The organism is Nocardioides sp. (genome assembly GCF_025964975.1).
In the GTDB taxonomy this organism is placed as follows: Bacteria; Actinomycetota; Actinomycetes; order Propionibacteriales; family Nocardioidaceae; genus Nocardioides.
On record NZ_JAOPXV010000210.1, the window covers coordinates 1 to 21,070 of the forward strand.

Here is a 21,070-nt window from a genome sequence, read left to right on the forward strand (position 1 = left end):
CCGATTCCCCGTGGGTCGACCAGAGCCAGACCTACACCTCGCACTCCGCTCACCAGGCGTTCCTGCGCCACTACGTGATGTCGGGCGGCAAGCCCGTCAACGACGGCACCCTCATCGAGGGCGCCAACGGAGGCATGTCGACCTGGGCGGACGTGAAGACTCAGGCGAGCGACCTGTTGGGCATCAAGCTCGTGGACACCGACGTGTTCAGGGTGCCGATGGTGTCCACCGATCAGTACGGTCGCTTCCTTCGTGGTCCCCACGGCTTCCCCCAGCTGGTGACGAGCCTGGGACCCGATGGCAAGCCGAACACTGCCGATGACGTCCGGGTCGAGGGTGACCCCACCGCGAACGGTGGCGACGGCGTCTCCGCGGCGAGCGCGGTGCGCATCGATATCGGATTCCTCGACGACATCGCCCACCACGCTGTGCCGGTCAACTCCCGGACCGGTGCCGTCCTGGCCCCTGACGCGGGCGACACCGAGACGACCGACGACGGTCTCGCCGGCACGTACGACAACGAGATGCTGGACGCCCACTTCATGGCCGGTGATGGCCGCGTCAACGAGAACATCGGGCTCACCGCCATCCACCAGGTGTTCCACTCCGAGCACAACCGGCTCGTCGACGACGTGAAGGCGATACTGGGGCAGCCCGGCAATGAGGCACTGCTCGCCGGCTTCCAAGAGGTGCGGCACGCCGGCGGCTACGACTACGGCGAGCGCCTCTTCCAAGCGGCACGGTTCGTCACCGAGATGGAGTACCAGCACCTGGTATTCGAGGAGTTCGCGCGGATGGTGCAACCCGGCATCAACCCGTTCAACGTCTTCACCCAGTCCGACACCGGCATCAACCCGGCCATCCACGCCGAGTTCGCGCACGCCGTCTACCGGTTCGGCCACTCCATGCTGACGGACACGATGTCCAGGACCAACCCGGACGGGACGACCAATGACCTGTCCCTGCTCGAGGCGTTCCTCAACCCGCCCGCCTACTACGACGACGGTGCCGGCGGCACGCTGACGCCCGAACAGGCTGCCGGCAGCATCGCCCAGGGCATGACCGACCAGGTCGGCAACGAGCTCGACGAGTTCGTCACCGAGACCCTGCGCAACAACCTGCTCGGGCTGCCGCTCGACCTGCCGACGATCAACATGGCCCGCGCACGTGAAGCCGGGGTCCCGTCCTTGAACAACTTCCGCAAGTCGATCTTCGAGTCGACGAACGACGCCTCCCTCAAGCCCTACAGCGACTGGGTGGACTTCGGGCTAGGCCTGAAGCACGACAAGTCGATCGTGAACTTCATCGCGGCGTACGGCACGCACGGATCGATCAACGGGACCGGGGCAGACAACGCACCTGGTGGCGGCGACGACTTCGTGCCGACCCTCGCCTCGCGCCGCGAGGCTGCGAAGCGGATCATCGAGAACGACCAACCCGGGTCACCGCTCGATGCCGTCGACTTCCTCAACAGCACCCCTGGCAGCGCTTGGGCCAACACCCCGGCGGGCGTCTCGAAGACTGGCCTCGATGGCGTGGACCTGTGGGTCGGTGGACTGGCGGAGTCGCAGAACCTGTTCGGCGGGCTGCTCGGATCCACGTTCAACTACGTGTTCGAGCGGCAGCTGACCGACCTCCAGGACGGGGACCGTCTCTACTACCTGTCGCGGACCTCCGGCCTCAACCTGCGCACCCAGCTCGAAGGCAACTCCTTCGCCGAGCTGATCCAGCGCAACACGTCCGCGGAGGGACTCAAGGCGCGCTCGTTCGACACCAACGACTGCGAGTTCGTCCTGTCCCACCCGACGTACGCCGGCACTGGCAACATTGTCACAGACGACCCACAGTCGGAGTGTGACGAGAGCAAGGTGCTGATCCGGATGGCGGATGGCACGATCCGCTACCGCCAGAACAACAGTGTCGACCCGCCCGGACTGAACGCTCAGAACATGTTCAAGGGCACGAACCTCCCCGACAAGATCTGGGGTGGCGTCGACAACGACACCTTCTGGGGTGACGAGGGTAACGACCGCATCGAGGGCAGTGACGGATCGGACTCGGCGCTCGGAGGCGACGGTGACGACATCATCACCGACTCCGCGGGCGACGACGTGCATAAGGGCGGCGACGGCGACGACGCCATCGACGGTGGACCCGGACTCGACATCATCATGGGTGGCGACGGCTCGGACTTCTCCGACGGCGGCCTCAACGGCAACGACACGTTTTCAGCCGAAGGTGACGACTTCGTGATCGCCGGCGGAGGCCCCGACACCGTGTTCGGTGGTGGTGGCGAGGACTGGCAGGAAGGTGGCAACGCCAACGACCTCCTGCAGGGTGACAACGGTGCGCCGTTCTTCGACGACATCAACAAGCCGGGTTCCGATGTTCTCATCGGGGGCAGCGGCGAGGACGACTACGACGCCGAGGGCGGTGACGACATCATGGTCGCCGGGCCTGGTATCGAGAGGAACCACGGGACCCGGGGCTACGACTGGGTCACCCACGCCCGGTCCGTGGAGATCGGTGACTCCGACCTCAACATCCACATCAACAATGCACCTGGTCAGCTGGCCGATCGACACCTGCTCACGGAAGCGGTGTCCGGCTGGGACAAGAACGACGACATCAAGGGAGACAACTGGGCCCCGATCGAGCAGGACGTCGAGCTGCACCAGCCCTGGGGTGCCAATGCCCTCACCACCGAGGGGATCGCCCGGATCGACGGCCTCCTCAATGTCATCGGTCAGAACAACATTCGGCACTACGTCGACCCGCAACTGCCGGGCGACGAGGGTGAGGGTGGCCCCCCTGCCACCGGGACACGGCTTGAGCTGGACGGCTTCGGCGATGGCAACATCCTGCTCGGTGGCGGCGGCAGCGACCTCATCCGGGGCCGTGGCGCCAACGACATCATCGACGGCGACGCCTGGCTGGACGTGTGGGTCCGAGCGACGCTGAAGGACGGCACGGTGAAGAACGTGAACTCCATCACGGCTCTTTCCGCGGACGTCTTCGCCGGTCGGCTCGACCCAGGTCAGATGAAGATCATGCGTGCGATCAAGTACGGCCGTGAGGTCCCCGTAACCGGGGCCGTCGACATTGACACGGCCGTGTACGCAGGACCTCGCGCGGACTACGACCTGGCTCGCGACGTCCGTGGCCTGTTGACGGTCACCCACGCCCGCAACCTGATCGTCGCGGGCGACGACGACCAAGGTCCGGACTTCATCGGGGACGGCAAGGACACGTTGCGCAACATCGAGCGGATTCAGTTCTCCGACCAGACGCTGGACATCGCCACCCCGCCCAGCGCCCCGGTCATCGGGCCCGCGGTCGCTGGCAACGGTCAGGTTACGGTGAACTGGACGGCTGGTCCGAACAACGGCTCGGCTCCACGCGACGAATACCGGATCCAGGTGTTTGCCGGCGGAGCCCTCGTGCGCACCGTATCGGGACTCGCCCCGACGCTGACCTCGAGTGTGGTCACGGGCTTGACGAACGGGACGTCGTACACCTTCCGGGTGATCGCAGTGAATGTGGCGGGTCCGAGTGCTCCATCGACCCCGTCCAACGCAGTCACTCCGACCGCACCCCGGCCGCGCGTCGTGTCGAACAACATGACCGCATTGGTCTCGCGCGCCAGCAATCTGACCGTCACCTTCGACAGGCCTGTGTCCAGCCTCGACTGGAACAGGTCGGTGACGCTGCAGCGACGCAACCTGTTCGGCACCCCGATGGGGAATCCGTTGCCGTTCACCGCCAGCTTCACCGGCTCGACGTTGACGATCAACCCGACCCCCGACCTTGTGCCCCTCTCGGGGTACACCCTCACGCTGTCAGGGGACGGGGTCAACGGGATCATGGACGCAGGAGGATCGCGGCTGAACCCCAGTCCCACCGTGATCAGCTTCCTCACCGGGGTGGCCGCGCTGGCACCAGTCACTGCACCCACAGCCGTCGCGGCCCCCACCGTGGTCGGTTCCAATGCGAGGAGCGCAACAGCGCTCGCGCCGACCGCCACCGTGCGTGTCGACTTCTCTACTCGCATCCTCGGGGCCACCTCGAAATCGGTGGTCCTGCGGGACACGGCTACGAATGCTCGGATTCGGGCGGTCGTGTCCTTGTCGTCCACCGGCACCCGGGTGAGCATCAACCCGAAGGTGAAGCTGGGTGCCAACAAGCGGTACACGCTGATGCTCAAGGGTGGGGCATCCGCGATCCGGGACGCGTTCGGAACCGCGATGGCCTCGACTGCGATCACCTTCAGGACAAGACCGAGGAGGAACTGACCCGCCCCGTCGCCGCCGGACGGCGATGATGACGGACACCCCGGGAGAAATCCCGGGGTGTCCTTGGCGTGGTGAGCAGGACCCCGCGAAGTGGCGGGTCAACTCGGAGCGTGAGCCAACGGGCATCGGGCATCAATTCGCCCGGGTCCACATCCGCAGCACCTCGCGATCGCTCAGTGCCCGCCCGATCCACAGGCGCGGCCTGGGCAGCCGCGACCTCGCGGACGCGCCGCACCCACGCTCTTGGACACGGTGGGCCACGTGCCGCCGCACGTTGCCACCAACCTCAATGGCGAAGAGGTTCAGACGGCTGAGCGTCATACTTCCAGTCGGCGTAATGAGCCATTCCGACGGCCGCCAGCTGCGACGAGACCGCGAGCTTGGCCAGAATTGACTTGACCTGGGTGCGGACCGTCGCTTCAGAAACTACTCCGATCCGGGCGATCTCGCGGACATTGTGTCCCTGCGTCAGACATCCCAGAATCTGGCTTTCTCGTGGCGTCAGTAGCGCCAGCCGTCGCCGCATGTCTTCGGTCACCGTTCGGCGGCTGCGCCAAGATTCGAGCAGCAACTCGCGCTCGACACTGGACATGACTGGCAGTCCCCGGTGCAACCGACGAACCGTGCTCAGCGTGTCCTGAAGTGGCCCGCCTTTGGACAAGACCTTGCGCGCCCCCTGGTGTATGCATGCACCCCACCGTCCTTTGTCGGGTGAGCTGGTCACGACCACGACGTTGGTGCCGGACTGGGCGAGGGGCGCGATCAGCCACATGCCGTCGCCCATCCCCCCGAGGTCGAGGTCCAGAAGTGCGATGCGCGCATTGGCACGAAGGGCAGCGAGGCGCACGCTTTCCATCGATTCGCCGCGGTCTGCGATGGCTAAGCTCACGTCGTAGCCCTCGAGGGAGAGTGAAAGCCCCAACGACTGTGCAAAGAGGACATGATCCTCGACGATCAGGATGCGCGTGTCACGACGACAGGCGAGGTTCGCCGGCATCATCCCTCCTCGGAACAGCGGACAGACCAAAGGTGCACTTGCAGCGCTGTCAGTGCAATGCCGAGGCCCACACCGACCAGCATCGGTGCTGGAACCAGGACGCCGGCGATCCACCCGTGGCCGGGGTCTGTGGCCGCGAGCCACTGGACGCAGAAGACCGACATCCCCACCAACAACGACGCTCCGGTCACCACGCTCAACGAAACGGCCGACGCCGGAGATTTTCGGCTGGGGCCCCATTGCCACCGGTGCCAACATGGGCACGCCGATGCTGTCGCGGCGGCGAGAAGTCTCTCCCGCCATCCATCGAAGCCAAGGTACCGCGTCGTCACGTGTCGCATGGCCCCCCGGCCTAACGCATCATGCGAGCCGGGCCCATGTCCGACTCGGCGGAGGTCCCCACGACCGCCGCGTTGCGTCCCCCGAGGGTTGCTCCATCAAAATAGACCTGCCAGCCGCTGTCCGAAAGACCTAGGCAGGGACAATCTCGTTTGTGGCCGGCTGGACTAGACCAGACATCCGTGGTGTCGCGCGACGCGATCGGGGAGTCCGCCGCCCCGGGACGCAGGCCACCGGGCCGTGTGCTGCCGAGGCCGAGTAGCGCGACCTCGATGCCTTCGTGTGCTGGCTCACGACCACGTTCGGGCTTTCGCCGGCCATCGTTCCCCGTACTGGCATCGCCATCGACGAACCGATCTGGAACCTGCACAACCACGCCGTCGTCGGTGACGTCGCGGCCATCGCCCAGGACCCTCGTGATCCTGGGCCAGTGCTACCCCAGCACGCCCGCCTGGGAGCCATTCGCACCAAGAACAATCGGGGCACATCGACGCTGGTCCCCTGGGTACCCAGCAGGCATGACGAACGGAAGCCAGGACCCCGACCGGACTGCCGACGCGGACCAGGACGCCGAGCCACCCACCCCTGACGGGCAGGAGCCTGACACGGAGCAGCTCAAGCCGGGCTCGGAGCCGGCCAGCGACCCCGATCCAGAGCCTGGCTCCTGACCGCCTCCATCGGACTGGCCTAGCGGGAGTTCTCGGCCCGCTCGATCTCTCCCGCGATGTCGTCACGGGCCGGCCCGGTGTCGAGCAGGCGGCCCGCCGGCAGCTGGATGTGGAGGTCGGCATCCTGGTCCAGGGCGACCGCCCCCGTCGCGAGCTCGAAGTCCAGCACGTGCCCGCCGAGGGTGCGTTGGTCATCGACGAAGTGAAGGTGGTAGCCAGCCACCGTCAGCCCCCCGGCGCTCTGCGGTGCGCGAAATCCCAAGACCGTGCCACGCACGTCGATGAAGGTGTGCTGCACCTGGGAACGGGTCGCGTCGACCAGGCGCGGGTAGGGCTTGCTCTGCCTCGCTGCCGTGCGCGTCAAGATCATTGTGAAGAGCCCGTCGATGCGGACGGCGTAGAGCTGCTCCTCCGAGGGCAAGGTGGCGTCGATGGCGGCCAGCACCCGGTCACGGGTGGCGGGCAGGTCGACGTGGACCCTGGCGTCGCCACGGAAGAACGTCACCGCGGCGAACGGCGTCAGGTCTGCCGGGTCGACGTCGGTGATCCCGCCGTCGGCGTGCAGGTGGAAGTAACGCCCGTCCAGTGCAGCCATCTCGCCGTCGAGCGCGTTGAAGGTGCCCAGACCGAAGTCACCGTGCCGCATGATCTCGGCGTAGGGGGTGTCGCCGTCGAGGACACCCCCGGCCAGGTCGCTGATGGTCGAGACCTGGAACACGTCGCGGGCAGGTGTCTCGTCCGCAGGCACCTTCCCGGTCGCGTGCTCCGCGAGCGCCACCGCGAGGTGCCAGCACGTCTGACTGTTCTCGGGTCCCCCGCTCACAGCGGCTCGTAAGGCTCGGGCGCCGGGCTCCCGGGCGTCTGGGCAACGGCGGGGCCCCGGGCCGGGAGGTGCGTGCGCAGGACCGAGCGGTAGTCGGGGTCATGGAAGAGCTTCGCGGTGAGGATGACCCGCGGGGCCATGCGCCACGCCACCGCCACGAGTGCGGCACCGGCCAGCGGCCCCACGACGTAGACCCACCAGTCCTGCCACTGCCCGGTCACGAGGTTGGGCCCCAGGGTCCGTGCCGGGTTCAGCCCGGAGTGGGTGAAGGGGGCGCCCAGCCAGTAGTTCAGCGTCACGACCGTCCCGGCGACGAGCGGGGTCCAGCGGACCAGGGCATGGGTCGAGAGACACCCGAAGACCGCGCAGACCACCAGGCCCACCATCAAGGCCTCGACCAGGACTCCGGCCCAGGGAGCGACTTCCGGGGTGATGGCGCCGTAGTCGATGTCCGCTGCCGTCTGCCCCCAGGCGATGCGTAGCGCGAACGCCCCGAGCGCGCCTCCCGTGAGCTGAGCCGCCCAGTAGCCGACGAGGTCGTGGGGATGCACGTGCCCGGTGATCCAGAAGGCCAGGGTCACCGCGGGGTTGAGGTGAGCGCCGCTGAGCCGACCGAGCGGGCTCCGCGCGATAGTGGTGAGGCCGGCCACGAACACCGTGCCGAGCAGGACCCGTCGCGCTGACTCGGACGGGATCCAGTCCTCGAAGACCCAACCCGGGTGGAACAGGACGGTGGCGTTGGAGAGTGCGACGAAGACCAGGATGGCCGTGCCGGCGAGCTCGGCGCCCCATTCACTGAGGTGCAGCCCACCGGTGGGGGGCTGCGGGGCGCGATGCTCCTGACTCTCGATGGTCTGGCTGGGCAACGTGGTGCCTCTCCGTCAGTGCATCAGGACGCGTTGATGACTGGCGCCGCCGCCCAGCTGCCGAAGCCCTGCGCCTTGGCCCCGGGCGGGTTGGCGCCGATGGTGGGCCACAGCAGGCCCTCGGTGTACGACGCCGGGGAGACGACGTGGGTGGTGTCGTGACCACGGGTCGCGTGAAGGTCGTGCCACTCCTGCGGGAGCTGGTACCACGTTCCGACGTACCACATCTTGATCACGTTGCGCGCGACCGGGCCGAGCAGGTCGTCGCTGAGGATGCGGGCCCGGAGTCCGCGGTCCAGCGCCTGCTCGTCACCACCGGCAGTCCCGTGCACGTCCGTGAAGGTGGCGAGCAGCGCGGCCAGCACCTCGTCGCCCACCGCGTCGATGCTGGTGGCCAGGTAGCGGTCGACCTGGCCGGTGCCCAGCAGACGGAAGCGCGAGTAGCCGGTCAGGGTCGAGGACAGGTCGAGGAACGCCTCGTGGAGCTCGATGTAGTTCATTCAGGCCACCTCCACCCGGGCGAGACCGCGGAACACCGGGGCCGCGTTGACTCCCGGCCGGCCGGGCATCGGGTTGCGGATGATCTGCGAGGCGAGGTCCCTGATGTGGAACATGTCGACCACCGCCGGCAGCAGCAGGTCCGGGCGGCCGTTGAAGGCCTCGGTCAGGCGGGTCAGGAAGTCGCCGTACGCACGGCTGAAGGCCAGCACGGCGTCCTGGAGCTCGCCGGGCTCGGTGTAGAGGTCGAGGGCGGAGTCGGGCACCACCGGGTAGACGGCGTCCCAGTCGACGTCCAGGGCCGGACCTGACGGGCTGCCGGCCGAGTCCCCGGGCTGGTAGTAGCGGCCCAGGAGCAGCTGCTCGAACCGGTAGTAGTGGGCCAGCTCTCCTTCCTCGTCGAAGATGCCGCCACCCATGCCTTCACCCTGCTCGCTGATGATGCGCATCGCAGCCGCGGCCGACGCCGCGTCGGTGACCTCCACGATGGCAGCGCCACCGGAGTAGTAGTAGGCGGGTCCGACCTGGCGGGCCGGGTCGCCGCAGAACAGGTCGTCGCCCATCTCGCCGTGGAGCCGCTCGAGCCCCTCGCCGATCTCGGCGTAGAACTCCCCGATGCTGAAGAAGTGGAGATCGTTCTCATGGGCGTCCACCGTGGGGACCAGGGACCGCGCGGACCGGTCACGCGACACGAAGCGGGACTCGTCCCCTCCTGCGACGCCCGGCCGCTCGATCTTCAGAAAGGTCTCGATCGTGTCCGGGGAGAAGGCGCGCGTGCCGACCTCGAAGTCGTCCTCGCCGTCGGGCAGGTGCGCGGGGTAGGCCGGCACGAAGCCGTCCGCCGACAGGTCCGGGGCGCCTCCCACGGCGTTGAGGAGGTTCGCGGCGAGGGTCAGGTGGAGCATCTCCTCGACCGCGACGACCCGGATCACCCGGTAGGCATCCGCGTTTGCCTGGGGGTGCATCGAGTAGAGAGCCGTGAGATACGGCGGGATCGTGGCGTGCTCCAGCTGCATGGCGACGTACAGGTACTGGTGCAGGTCCTCGACAGTGGCGATTCGGCGCAGGCTCATCAGGTCATCCCTCGATCGTGACGGACGGGCGGGCGGTCATCTCGGAGACGATGCGGTCGGCGGTGCGGAACGACAAGGCCGCCAGCGTGAGCGTCGTGTTGGACGTGCCGATGCTCGGCATGCTTCCCGATCCGACGAGGTACAGGTTCCGGTGGTCCCAGGACCTCTGGTGGCTGTCGACGACGGAGTCGTGGCTGGCCGTGCCCATGACGTGGGTGCCGGACCAGTGGTTGCCGCCGCGGATGACGTAGCCCTCACCCTGGTGGGACACGAAGCCGGGGTCGAGCGGATCGTAGTGGGTCCTGTCCTCCGCGCCGAGCCGCCTGAACAGCTGGCGCGACACGCGGCGGCTGGCGGCGACGGCGTCCATCACGTAGTCCGACATGGAGTACGAGATCACCGGACGCAGGTTGCCCAGCGCGTCGACGAAACGTCCGTCGACGGTGATCCGGTTGCTCGGCTCCGGCGGCAGGTCGATCATGAAGGACAGCATCAGCTGGCGGGAGATCCGGTCCGCCACCCGCCGCCTCAGCGCAGAGCCGTAGGCGTTCGCGTCGTCGACGAGCTCGACCAGGTCGGTGTACGGCGACCCCATCGGCCAGGACCAGCCGTCGTTGTGGATGCTGATGCGCATGGCCGCGTGGCGGCTGCGGAAGTCTCCCGAGCGCAGGTCCTCGATCCCCGAGGTGCACTGCGAGCCACGCATCGTCCCCGCGACCTCGGGGAGCAGCCCCCAGGTGAGCAGATAGGCGTGATCCATCAGGTTGCGGCCCACGAGCCCGCTGCTGCTCGGCAGGCCGGAGGCCAGCAGCAGCCGGGCGTTCTCGACGGGATTGGCGGCCAGCACGTAGGTGCGGGCGCGCAGCGAACCGGTGACGTGCTCCGGCGACGTCGTCGAGCCGTAGGCCTGGTAGTCCACGTGACTCACCTGACCGTCCGCACCGACGTGCACCTGGGAGGCGACCGTCTGGGTGAGGATGTCGACGCGACCGGTCCGCACCCCCAAGGAGAGCGTCTTGCGGGCGCTGTACTTGGCCTGGACCGGGCACAGCGGCACGCAGTTGATGTTGCCCTGGCAGCGGTCTCCCTGGTCGACCTGGTGAGTGCTCACCGCGCCGACGGGGACGTATCCCTTGCCGCCGTCGTAGGCAGGGTTGGGGATGCTGTTGCGCGCCTGGGCGGTGGGCCGCACCAGGACCGTGCAGGCCGTGTCCTCGAGTTGCACGACGGTGCCGTCGAGGTCCCGGGCGAGCACCGTGTCGAGGTAGGACTGCGGCAGGCTGTGCATGGGGAACACGTAGTCCGGCGGGAACGTGATGCCGTAGAAGGTCTGGTCCGCCACGTCGGCCGAGACGCCGAGCTCGCGTTCCGCCTGCTGGTAGTAGGGCTCGAGGTCGCCGTACGCGATGGGCCAGTCACGCCCCTGCCCGAAGCGGGTGCGCATCTCGAAGTCCTCGGGGAGCATGCGCATCGCTTTGCCCTCCCAGTGCATCGTGGTGCCACCCAGCACGCGGGTGTAGGTGCTGTCCATCTCGTAGGGACCGTTCTGAATGAGGTAGCTCGTCGAGTCGGGGTGCCCGGCCTGGAGGCGCCTCACGTCCGGGGAACGCGGCATCGGCGCGTTCGGGTTGACCTCGTACGCGGAGTTGTTGTCCTTGGCGGCCGCTCCGTAGAACCGGGTGAGGTACGTGTCGTACTCCGCGATCGACAGCTCCTCCCCCGGGCCGGCCTCGATGATGAGCACGTGGAGCCCGCGCTCGGAGAGCGATCGGGCGATGATCGCCCCGCTGACGCCCGAACCCACGACGAGGACGTCGTAGTCGGTGCGTGCTGCGGCGGCATGGTCGATCGGAGCTGGCACGAGAGGCCTTTCCCGGGAGGTGGAGCAATGGGGGTGGTCGCGTGCGGAGAGTCCAGCGGGACGCAGAGCAAGCACCTACGGTAGTCATGCTTCCACCTGGGAGGCTGTGCGTCTGGAGAGTCCGTGAATCCTCTGCTCTACCAAGTGAACACTCGGGTGCTGCTCTTCGAGATCGGCGAAGGTCTCGGACGAGCAGCCACTCTTGACGACGTGCCGGACCGCTTCCTCGACGACATCGCCGCACGCGGCTTCGACTGGGTCTGGATGCTCGGGGTGTGGCAGACCGGCGAGGCCGGTCGGGCCGTCTCCCTCGCCCAGCCGGGCTGGCAGGTCGAGTACCACCGAGCGCTGCCCGACTTCGTCCCCGAGGACGTCACCGGGTCCCCGTTCGCCGTCGTGGACTACACCGTGCACCGCGACTTCGGCGGCGATGAGTCGCTCCCCCGGCTCCGCGCCCGTCTGTCCCAGCGCGGGCTCAGGCTGCTCCTCGACTTCGTGCCCAACCACACCGCGATCGACCACCCCTGGCTGGTCGACGCCCCGCACCGCTACGTCGGTGGCGCGGAGGCAGACCTGGTGAGTGCACCTCAGAACTACCTTCGCATGGGTGATCGCGTGGTGGCGCACGGGCGTGACCCCTACTTCGACGGCTGGCCCGACACCGCGCAGCTGAACTACCGCCATCCCGACCTCCGCGCTGCGATGACCGCGGAGCTGCTCCGGGTGGCGGCGCGATGCGACGGGGTCAGGTGCGACATGGCGATGTTGCTCGAACCCGGGGTCTTCGCGGCGACGTGGGGCGACCGCTCGCTCCCGACCGATGGCTCGGCGCCGGCGGACGGCGACTTCTGGCCCGAGGCCATCGCGCACGTACGTGCCGAGCACCCGGGCTTCGTGATGATGGCCGAGGTCTACTGGGACCTCGAGTGGCAGCTCCAGCAGCACGGCTTCGACTACACCTACGACAAGCGGCTCTACGACCGCCTGCGCAGCTGGGACGCCGCGGCAGTCCGCGGCCACCTCCGGGCCGACCCGGACTTCCAGCGTCGTTCCGCACGCTTCCTGGAGAATCACGACGAGCCCAGGGCCGCCGACACCTTCGCAGACCTTGCCGGCCACGAGGCGGCGGCGGTCCTCACCTTCCTGGTCCCCGGCCTGCGGTTCTTCCACGAGGGTCAGTTCGTCGGCCGGCGGGTCAAGGCGCCGCTGCACCTGCGCCGACGGCCGGCCGAGCCGACAGACCCGGACGTGGTGGCCTTCTACGACCGCCTGCTCGCGGTCCTCGGCGACCGGATCCTGCGAACGGGTCAGTGGCAACTCCTGGACGCCGCTCCCGCGTGGGCGGGGAACCCGACGCACGACTCGTACGTCGTGATGGGCTGGTCGGAGGGGCAGGGTGCACCGCTGCGCTGGCTCGTGGCTGTCAACCTCGGCGACGGGCAGGCACAGTGCCGAGCGGCCCTCGGCGGCCTGCTCCCGGAGGCTGACGCGGTCCACCTGAGCGACGCGATGCACCCAGGGACGGCGTACGCCCGGGACGTGGCCGACACCGAAGCCCATGGCCTGTTCCTGGACCTGCCCCCGCGCGGCTACAACGTCTTCGAGGTCAGCTGACGTCGCGCCGGAACAGCGCCGTGGACGGGTGCGTGGTGCGACCCGCCAGCACCTCGGCTGCGTCCAGCGTGCCGAAGAGCTGGATGAGCTTCGCCACCAGCCCCGTCCAGCCGGTCTGGTGGGACGCTCCGATGCCCGCTCCGTTGTCGCCGTGGAAGTACTCGTAGAACAACAGGTTGTCGCGCCAGTGCTCGTCGGTCTGGAACAGCTCGACACCACCGAACACCGCGCGGCGGCCGTCCTCGTCAGGGATGAAGATCGACACCAGCCGGTCGGCGATCTCGTGCGCCACCTCGAACAGGGTGCGGTGGTTTCCCGACCCAGTGGGCATCTCGACGGTGAACTCGTCGCCGTAGTAGAGGTAGTACTGGAGCAGCGCCCGGACGACCATGAAGTTCACCGGCATCCACACCGGCCCGCGCCAGTTGGAGTTGCCGCCGAACATCCCGCTGTCGGACTCGCCCGGGAGATAGCCGACACCGAACGTCTGTCCCTCGACGTCCAGCGAGAACGGGTGGTCGAGGTGGTAGCGCGACAGGGCACGGATGCCGTGCGGGCTGAGGAACTCGTCCTCGTCGAGCAGGTAGCCCAGGACGCTGCGCAACCGGTCCTCGTTCAGAAGTGTCAACAGGCGCCGGTCCGCAACGCCGGGCAGCGTGGGATCGGACAGCTGGCCGAGGAGGTCGGGGTGGCGACCCATGAACTCGTCCAGCCGGTCGGTGAGGAGGCCGAAGGCCTCGGCCGGCACGATGGTCACCGCGCAGAGCGGGATCAGGCCCACCATTGATCGCACGCGCAGCCGCTCCCCTGACCCGTCAGGGCGGCGCAGCTGGTCGTAGAAGAAGCCGTCCTGGTCGTCCCACATCCCGTCGCCACGCTCCATGGCTGCGGAGATGTACAGGAAGTGCTCGAGGAACTTGAGCGCCATGCCCTCGTAGAGCGTATCGGTGGCCACGAGCTCCAAGGAGAGCTCGAGCATGGTCTGGCAGTACAGCGCCATCCACGCCGTACCGTCCGCCTGCTCGAGCCGTCCTCCGGTGGGCAGCTGAGCGGCACTGCGGTCGAACACGGCAATGTTGTCCAGGCCCAGGAACCCGCCCTCGAACGCGTTGGCGCCGTTGACGTCCTTCCGGTTGACCCACCAGGTGAAGTTGAGGACCAGCTTGCCGAACATGTCGGCCAGGAAGTCATGGTCGTCGCCGCTGCCGTCTCCTGCTGCTTCCACGTGGCTGAAGAGGGTGGCCAGTGCATGCACGGGTGGATTGACGTCGGAGAAGTTCCATTCGTATGCCGGGATCTGGCCCGACGGGTGGAGGTAGCGCTCACCCAGCAGGAGCTGGAGCTGGTCGCGGGCGAAGGCGGTGTCGACCATCGCCAGCGTCATGGTGTGGAACGCGAGGTCCCACGCGGCGAACCAGGGATACTCCCAGCAGTCGGGCATGGAGATGATGTCGCCGCAGACCATGTGGAACCAGCGGGCGTTGCGGTGGTCGAGGCCGGCTTCGTCGCGCAACGGGTGCACGTCACGCTCGCTGAGCCACCGATCGAGGTCGTAGCAGTAGAACTGCTTCGACCAGAGCATCCCGGCGAGAGCCTGCCGCATGACCAACGCGGCGTCCGCGCTGACCGAGGGCGGGGTGATGGAGGCATAGAAGTCGTCGGCCTCGGCACGGCGCTTCTTGACCAACCGGTCGGTGTCCTCGCCGAGCGGCGCCTGCGGCATCGCGTTCGACAGACGCAGACGCATGGTCACCGACGAGCCGGCATCGATGACGTCGCGCCTACGGAGCGCGATCTTGGTCCCTGTCGGGTCGGGGTTCACCGAGTCCGACCGGCCCGAGACGACCGCGTCGTTGATGCCGTCCTTGACGTAGGCCGTTGCGTTCGTGCCGCCGGCGATCCTGGCCCAGTTGGTCTCGTTCTCGGTCACCAGGACGTCGACGTCGTCCTCCCAGGCAAGCAGGTAGTCCCCCAGCTCTGGACAGTCCACTGCGATGCGTCGCGCGTGGGCGTCGGCGCTCAGCCGCGGCCGCGGCGCCTCGGGGTCGCCGCCCCACGTGTTGCGCAGCCACACGGTCGGCAACAGGTGGAGGACCGCCGGGTCGGGTCCGCGGTTGGTGGCGGTGATCGTGATCACGACGTCGTCGGGACCCGCCTTGGCATAGACGACCTCGACGTCGAAGTAGCGGTGCTCGGAGAAGATCCCGGTGTCGACGAGCTCGTACTCGGGGGCCTGCTTGTCACGTCCGGCGTTGGTGCGCAGCAGGTCGTCGTACGGGTAGGCCGCCTGGGGGTACTTGTAGAGCCCACGCATGTACGAGTGCGTCGGGGTCGAGTCCTGGTAGAAGTAGTACTCCTTGACGTCCTCGCCGTGGTTGCCCTCGCTGTTGGTGAGGCCGAAGAGCCGCTCCTTGATGATGGGGTCAGCCTCGTTCCACACCGCCAGGGAGAAGCACAGCCGCTGGGTGTCGTCGCTGATCCCGAGCAGGCCGTCCTCACCCCAGGCGTAGGCCCGCGATCGCGCGTGATCATGCGGGAAGGAGTCCCAGGCGTCCCCGCCCGGCGAGGTGTCCTCGCGCACTGTGCCCCACTGCCGGTCGGAGAGGTAGGGCCCCCACCGGCGCCACGGGACCCCGTCGGCGTTGGTCGCGATCAGCCGGTCGTTCTCGGCCGTGGCCACGTCAGAGCCCGGTCAGGTCGGCGATGTGGCGGCGCGCCAGCCGGAACGCCTCCAGCGGGTGCGCGACGGCGGGGTCCTGCTCGGCCTCCACCACCAGCCATCCTGCCCAACCGTCGTCGGCGAGCTTCTGCAGCAGCGGGGCGAAGTCGATGCAGCCCTCGGTGTCGCCGGGGACGGTGAAGATGCCCTGGCGCAGCGCGTCCCAGAAGCTCAACGCCTCCTGATGCATCCGGTCCAGCACGGGCTGGCGGAGGTTCTTGAGATGGACGTGACCGATGCGTCCCTCATGTCGAGCCAGGAGCTCGATCGGGTCACCTCCCCCGACCAGCAGGTGGGCCGTGTCCAGGAGCAGCCAGGTCTCGCCGGCCACCGTTCCGGCCATCAGGCGGTCGATGTCATCGGACGACTGCACGCCCGTGCCTGTGTGGTGGTGGTAGTTGATGCGCAGGCCGTGGTCTACGGCGATCCGTCCCATCTCGCCCAGTCCGCGGATCATGTCGTCCCACTGGGCGTCGTCGAAGACCGGCCGGTTGGCCAGCGCGGGGACGGGCTGCTGGTGGACCGCTCCGGTCACCTCGGCGACGTACACGTCCTGCAGGCCGATCGCGTTGAAGAAGGGGATCTGGTCGCGGAACGTCTGCAGGGTCTGCTCGTACGCCCCTCCCTTCGAGGCGAACCAGGTGGACACCCAGCCTCCTGACGGCACCAACCCCCGGACGTCGAGGGCGGCCTTGAGAGTCCCTGCGTCAGTGGGATAGGTGCTGCCCAGCTCGGTGCCCTCGTAGCCCGCCAGCGCCATCTCACTGATGATCTGCTCGAAGGACGTGCCGGCTCCGAGCTCCGGGAGGTCGTCGTTGACCCAGGCGTTGGGCACAGCGGCGAGGCGAACGGTTCCAGAGGCGAACATGGGTGCCTTTCGATGGGGGGTGGTCGACCGGTCGGCCGGTCGTGGCGTGAACGGGTCGGCGCGCGTGCCGACCCCGAGCGTCATGGAGATCCTTCCAGGGCGGGTGGGGCCGGGTTGCGGACGAGATGCGACGGGGCCCGGACACGCCAGCCACCCCACGCAGCAGCGACGAGGAACTCCGCCACGAGGAGGCCGACCGCGACGTACGGGTGGACGAAGGCCAGCAGCGCCGAGGCCAGCGCGACCGCGGGCAGGACGTAGAGGTGGTGCGACCGGTGGCCGCTCAGTACCGTCCGGGACTGGGCGGAGTGGAGCGGGCCCCGCTCGCGCAGCGCGTGCCGGGCAAGCAGGCCCAGGCTGAGCGAGATCAGTCCGACGTTGACGGCGAACACGATGGTGGACCAGGGCTCGGAGACCCGCTCTGTCCCGAGGAGGTCGGCCGAGAAGGGCAGCAGCGACACGGTTCCCAGCACGCCGAAGTTCAGGACGAGGGTCCCGATCCGGCACACCTGCAGGCGCGCCGTCACGGCGTGGTGAACGAGCCAGAACCGGGCGAGCACCAGGAAGCTGATCAGCCACGCGACGAAGACCCGCACGTCGTCGCGGATCAGCGTGAGGATGGACTCGTCGGTCTCCGGGAGCTTCAGCTCCAGCACGAGGAGCGTGAGCACGACCGCGAAGATGCCGTCCGCCAGAGCATTCATCCGCTCTGGCCTGAACTGCCCGTCGATGAGCTCGTCCCCCACCGGCCGCGAGTCGTCCATGGCCACCTCTCGCTTGCGTGTCATCGTCCGACGTTCGTCGCGGCGACGAGGTCGTGAGTTCGAGCCTATGTCTTCTTCCACTCGGCATTGAGTGGAATGGACTTCTCATCGATGACGACCTGGATGATGGACGGGGTGCTCGTGTGGGCCAGCGCCCCCCGTACGGCGTCGTCGAGCTCCTCGTAGGTCTCGACCTTCCAGCCCTGGCAGCCGAAGACCGCGGCCAGCTTGCTGTACTCCCACCGATGCAGGCGGCAGGACTCGTAGAAGGGCTGGTCGTTGCGGAAGACAGTCGGGTCGGCCAGCCACTGCTCGACGCCGTAGACCCCGTTGTCGATGACGAAGATGATCGGGGCGAGGCCGAAGCGCGTCTGCGTCGACAGGCACTGGGCGCTCATCTGGAAGCCGCCGTCACCCGCGAAGACCATCACCCGCTGTTCCGCCCGCTTGGCCAGGCAGACTCCCGTCGCCGCCGGCCCGATGTAGCCGATCGAGGAGTACGACGGCTGCGCGAAGAACCCGCCGGCGGCGGGGACCCTCAACAGGAGGCTTCCGAAGTAGTTCAGGCTTGCGTCGCTGCCGACGATCGTGTCCTCGTCGACGTAGCGCGGGATGAAGTCGTAGAACCCGGAATAGGTGATCGCGGCAGCAGGATCCACCGACGCGGCGGCCGGTGACGTCTGGGCCGGGAGAGGCGCGGCGTCCCGGGTGAGGCCAGTGGCGATCAGGGCGTCGATGGTGTGGGACAACGCGACCTGGGCTCGGAAGTAGGTGCCGTACTTGACAGTGTCGAACGAGACGAAGGCCGTCGTGTCGAAGGTCGGGTTCCAGCCCAACGAGTTCAGATCTGTCAGCCAGACGCCCAGCGCCAGGACGAAGTCGGCCCCCTCCACCAGGCTTTGGACATCTGCGGAGGACGCCTGCCCGTCGAAGACACCGGCGAACTGGGGATCGTCCTCGGCCAGGACCGACTTGCTCAAGAGCTCCGTGACATACGGGAGGTTCAGCTGTCGCACGAGTGTCGCGGCCTGTTCGTGCAGACCGAAGCGGTCGACCTCGATGCCCACCCAGATGAGCGGGTTGTCAGCCTTCTCGAGCATCGCCCTGATCGTCTCGACGGAGTCCGCGAGGTTGGCATCGTCGGACATCGTCCTTGCCGGCCCGAGCTCTCCGACCGGGGGTTCGCACTCCAGGTCGACCATGTCCTGAAGCAGCTCGAGGTAGACCGGACGCCGTTCCGTGAGGCATTGCGTGAGCGCATAGTCGATCAACATGCCGGCCATGTCGGGATTGTCGATGCGCACCGCAGCGGCGGTCAGGTGCTCGAAGGCCTGCATGTCGGTCTCACGCCCACTGATGAAGTGGTGCGCGCTGAAACCGGTCTGCTCGAACGCCAGGGTCTTCTTGATGTCCGGGGTGCCGTTGATCAGGACGAGGGGCACTCTCTCGGCGTACGCCCCGGCGATGGCGTTCACCGCGCTCAGCGCTCCCGCCGAGTAGGTGACGCAGAGCGCCCCGATCCCCTTGAGGCGGGCATAGCCGTCGGCGGCATACCCGGCATTGAGCTCGTTGACCTCTTCGATGACGGTGATCTGGCTCGGAGCGACGTACCCGTTCACCCACCGGATGGAGTAGTCGCCGGCAAGGGAGAAGAGATGGCCCAGCCCCACCTGCTGCAGCCGGTCGACGAGGTACTGCCCGACTGTGTAGGGATCACTCATGGCGACGTACCTCCATCGATGGTGGGCAGGGCATCAGCAGGGCATCAGTAGCTCGCCGCGCCGCCGAACAGGCGCGGGAGGTAGATGTCGAAGATTCCGGGACACCGGCGTTCGGGATAGCGCGCGAGCATGAAGTTCTTGAAGTCAGCACCGGTCATGCCGTCCGCGACTGCGGCAGCGGCTGCGGCCAGGTACTCGATGTTGCGTGCCACCTCGTTCTTGTCCGCAGGCAGGCCGTGACCGGCGAGGAACAGGTCGTGGTCCTCGGTCAAGAGATCGCCCAGGACCTCGATCCAGTGCTGCATGTCCGAGCTCAGATAGAGGTGGGTACCGCTGTAGATCAGGTCCTGCGCGACGCACACGCCCAGGTCGGGGAGCTTGATCGCGAGGTGGTAGTCGATCTCGGTGTCGGTGATCACGTCGAAGACGTAGCGGATCCCGTCGATGGTCTCCTCCCCCGGCCCGACGATCCCCTCGGGCACGACGACGTCCGCAGGCGGGGCGTTCTCGCCCATCTTCGAGTGGTCGGCCACCGAGTCCGAGCCGTGCTCGCGGAGGAAGTCGACCGTCTCGGCCAGGGCGAAGACGGGCACGTCGCGGAAGGCGGTTGCCAGGCCGAACCAGTGGTCCGGGTGGCGGTGCGAGAGATACAGCCTGTCGATCGGCTTGCCGAGACCGTCGGCATACTCGCGGAAGCGTCGGGCGTACGGCGCCAAGAACTGCGCGTCGACCAGGACCAGCTTGGTCGGGCCCTCGATGATGTGCGTCGCGTTGGCGATGTTGTTGTCCAGGAACGACGCGACGAACGTGTGGATGCGAACGTCAGCCGAACGTCTTGTCACGATGATGGTGGGTTCCGACAGCGGGTGGGGCACGGATGGACCTCCGACGTTGCGGGGGGGGACAGTCACGGTTGAGGGGAGACCGCGGCGAGGTGTTCCCGCAGGGTGGACAACGCGCTCGCAGCCACGTCATAGGCGCTGCTTGCGTCCGTCGGCTCGTCCTCCCCCGGCCGCCAGAACCGGCGGCGGGACATGCGCATGGAATCGACGAACGGCGGGACCGCGTTGAAGACCTCCACGAGGTACGGCCCGCGGAAGACTGGTTCGAGCTCGCGCAGCATGAGGTCCCACGGGATCCAGCTGTCCGCCACGGCGCCCCGGTCGGGCGCCGAGACGTGCACGGAGTGCAGCCGGTCCTGCGAGGAGGCACGGGCGACGTTGCGTCGGAAGCTCTCGGGGCCCTCGCTCTCCATGAGCACCTGGGCGGTGTCGAGGGCCACGCCGGCCGATCCGCTCTCGAAGCCGTCGAGGAAGTCCAGCACCTCCGAGACCATGTTGGGCCCCGGGGTCTCCCAGCTCTTGACCGGCTCGATCGCGAGCGTGACGTTCTTCGCCGCGGCATACTCGACCAGCTCAGCGAAGCTGGACCGCGCCATCGGATAACGCTGCGCCATCCAGTCCTGCAGCGCATCACTCCAGATCGGCTCGCCGTCGTCAGTGACCGGGAAGGCCCCGTAGGGGTAGAGGAACGGGCCCGACATGAGGGCGGCGTCGCCACCGAGGACAGCGGTGATGTCGACCCGCGACTTGAGGTAGTCGAGTGCCTGCGCGCGCTGCTCCTGGTAGGGCGAGGTGATGTCGAACCGCTGAGTGGTCCCCACGTTGGTCGTGAACGGGACGTCGCCTACGCCGGCCTCGTCGAACCGTCTCTTCAGCTCGACGTAGCTCGCGACGTCCTGCGCGTGATCGCCACCGACCGGTTGCGACGCGATGTGCACGTCGAAGCCGGTGTAGCCCATCTCCTTGAGCGCCCGGCAGTGCTCGACCAGGATCCTGCTGTAGGCATCGTCGTCGGGGCGCAGGTCGGCGGTGAACATGAAGAAGCTGAAGTAGATGTCCCGCGAGGACGTCGATGTCATCCCGCTCCCAAGTGGTCTCAAGTGGCCGGCCCCGATGGGCCCTTGT

At 67.8% G+C, this 21,070-nt stretch carries 15 protein-coding genes; 3 read left to right on the top strand and 12 right to left on the bottom strand.

Features of this window, described 5'->3' with window-relative positions; genetic code table 11:
• Positions 1 to 4,292: peroxidase family protein (locus tag JWN68_RS16935; protein ID WP_297741068.1), on the top strand; the 4,292-nt coding region annotated here is incomplete at its 5' end.
• Between the two features lie 286 nt (positions 4,293 to 4,578).
• Here the strand turns inward: JWN68_RS16935 and JWN68_RS16940 are convergent.
• Positions 4,579 to 5,289, bottom strand: a complete 711-nt coding sequence (locus JWN68_RS16940) for a response regulator transcription factor (RefSeq protein ID WP_297741070.1) — start codon at positions 5,287 to 5,289, stop codon at positions 4,579 to 4,581.
• 857 nt (positions 5,290 to 6,146) lie between these two features.
• Between JWN68_RS16940 and JWN68_RS16945 the strand changes: the two genes are divergently transcribed.
• On the top strand, positions 6,147 to 6,296 hold the full coding sequence (locus tag JWN68_RS16945; RefSeq protein WP_297741074.1) for a hypothetical protein: 150 nt from the start codon (positions 6,147 to 6,149) through the stop codon (positions 6,294 to 6,296).
• Positions 6,297 to 6,315: 19 nt separating this feature from the next.
• Here the strand turns inward: JWN68_RS16945 and budA are convergent, their stop codons facing one another.
• The 5 genes from budA to JWN68_RS16970 are packed head-to-tail and all read right to left on the bottom strand — an operon-like array spanning position 6,316 to position 11,417.
• A complete protein-coding gene (budA, locus tag JWN68_RS16950; RefSeq protein ID WP_297741077.1) occupies positions 6,316 to 7,119 on the bottom strand; it encodes an acetolactate decarboxylase in 804 nt (267 codons plus the stop codon).
• Positions 7,116 to 7,985 carry an aquaporin gene (locus JWN68_RS16955; protein WP_297741080.1) on the bottom strand — a complete coding sequence of 290 codons (870 nt, stop codon included), beginning with the start codon at positions 7,983 to 7,985 and terminating at the stop codon, positions 7,116 to 7,118. The genes budA and JWN68_RS16955 overlap by 4 nt, the downstream gene beginning before the upstream one ends.
• Before the next feature lie 23 nt (positions 7,986 to 8,008).
• Positions 8,009 to 8,485 carry a hypothetical protein gene (locus JWN68_RS16960; RefSeq protein WP_297741082.1) on the bottom strand — a complete coding sequence of 159 codons (477 nt, stop codon included), beginning with the start codon at positions 8,483 to 8,485 and terminating at the stop codon, positions 8,009 to 8,011.
• Complete coding sequence (locus tag JWN68_RS16965; protein WP_297741085.1) at positions 8,486 to 9,556, bottom strand: ferritin-like protein; 1,071 nt, start codon at positions 9,554 to 9,556, stop codon at positions 8,486 to 8,488. It abuts the gene before it with no gap.
• A 4-nt stretch (positions 9,557 to 9,560) separates the two neighbouring features.
• On the bottom strand, positions 9,561 to 11,417 hold the full coding sequence (locus JWN68_RS16970) for a GMC family oxidoreductase (RefSeq protein ID WP_297741087.1): 1,857 nt from the start codon (positions 11,415 to 11,417) through the stop codon (positions 9,561 to 9,563).
• A 144-nt stretch (positions 11,418 to 11,561) separates the two neighbouring features.
• Here JWN68_RS16970 and JWN68_RS16975 point away from each other — a divergent pair, with 144 nt between their 5' ends.
• A complete protein-coding gene (locus JWN68_RS16975) occupies positions 11,562 to 13,031 on the top strand; it encodes an alpha-amylase family glycosyl hydrolase (protein WP_297741089.1) in 1,470 nt (489 codons plus the stop codon).
• Here the strand turns inward: JWN68_RS16975 and JWN68_RS16980 are convergent.
• The 6 genes from JWN68_RS16980 to JWN68_RS17005 are packed head-to-tail and all read right to left on the bottom strand — an operon-like array spanning position 13,024 to position 21,024.
• Positions 13,024 to 15,711 (bottom strand): hypothetical protein, encoded by a 2,688-nt coding sequence (locus JWN68_RS16980; RefSeq protein WP_297741092.1) that lies wholly within the window; start codon positions 15,709 to 15,711, stop codon positions 13,024 to 13,026. The genes JWN68_RS16975 and JWN68_RS16980 overlap by 8 nt on opposite strands.
• 1 nt (position 15,712) lies before the next feature.
• Positions 15,713 to 16,702, bottom strand: coding sequence for a myo-inosose-2 dehydratase (iolE, locus tag JWN68_RS16985; protein WP_297741094.1), 990 nt, complete (start codon positions 16,700 to 16,702; stop codon positions 15,713 to 15,715).
• Positions 16,699 to 17,406, bottom strand: coding sequence for a TMEM175 family protein (locus tag JWN68_RS16990; protein ID WP_297741096.1), 708 nt, complete (start codon positions 17,404 to 17,406; stop codon positions 16,699 to 16,701). The genes iolE and JWN68_RS16990 overlap by 4 nt, the downstream gene beginning before the upstream one ends.
• A 41-nt stretch (positions 17,407 to 17,447) precedes the next feature.
• Positions 17,448 to 19,103, bottom strand: a complete 1,656-nt coding sequence (locus JWN68_RS16995) for a thiamine pyrophosphate-dependent enzyme (protein WP_297741098.1) — start codon at positions 19,101 to 19,103, stop codon at positions 17,448 to 17,450.
• 44 nt (positions 19,104 to 19,147) lie between these two features.
• On the bottom strand, positions 19,148 to 19,978 hold the full coding sequence (locus JWN68_RS17000; protein ID WP_297741100.1) for an MBL fold metallo-hydrolase: 831 nt from the start codon (positions 19,976 to 19,978) through the stop codon (positions 19,148 to 19,150).
• Positions 19,979 to 20,010: 32 nt separating this feature from the next.
• Positions 20,011 to 21,024, bottom strand: a complete 1,014-nt coding sequence (locus tag JWN68_RS17005) for a sugar phosphate isomerase/epimerase family protein (RefSeq protein WP_297741102.1) — start codon at positions 21,022 to 21,024, stop codon at positions 20,011 to 20,013.
• Between the last annotated feature and the right edge of the window lie 46 nt (positions 21,025 to 21,070).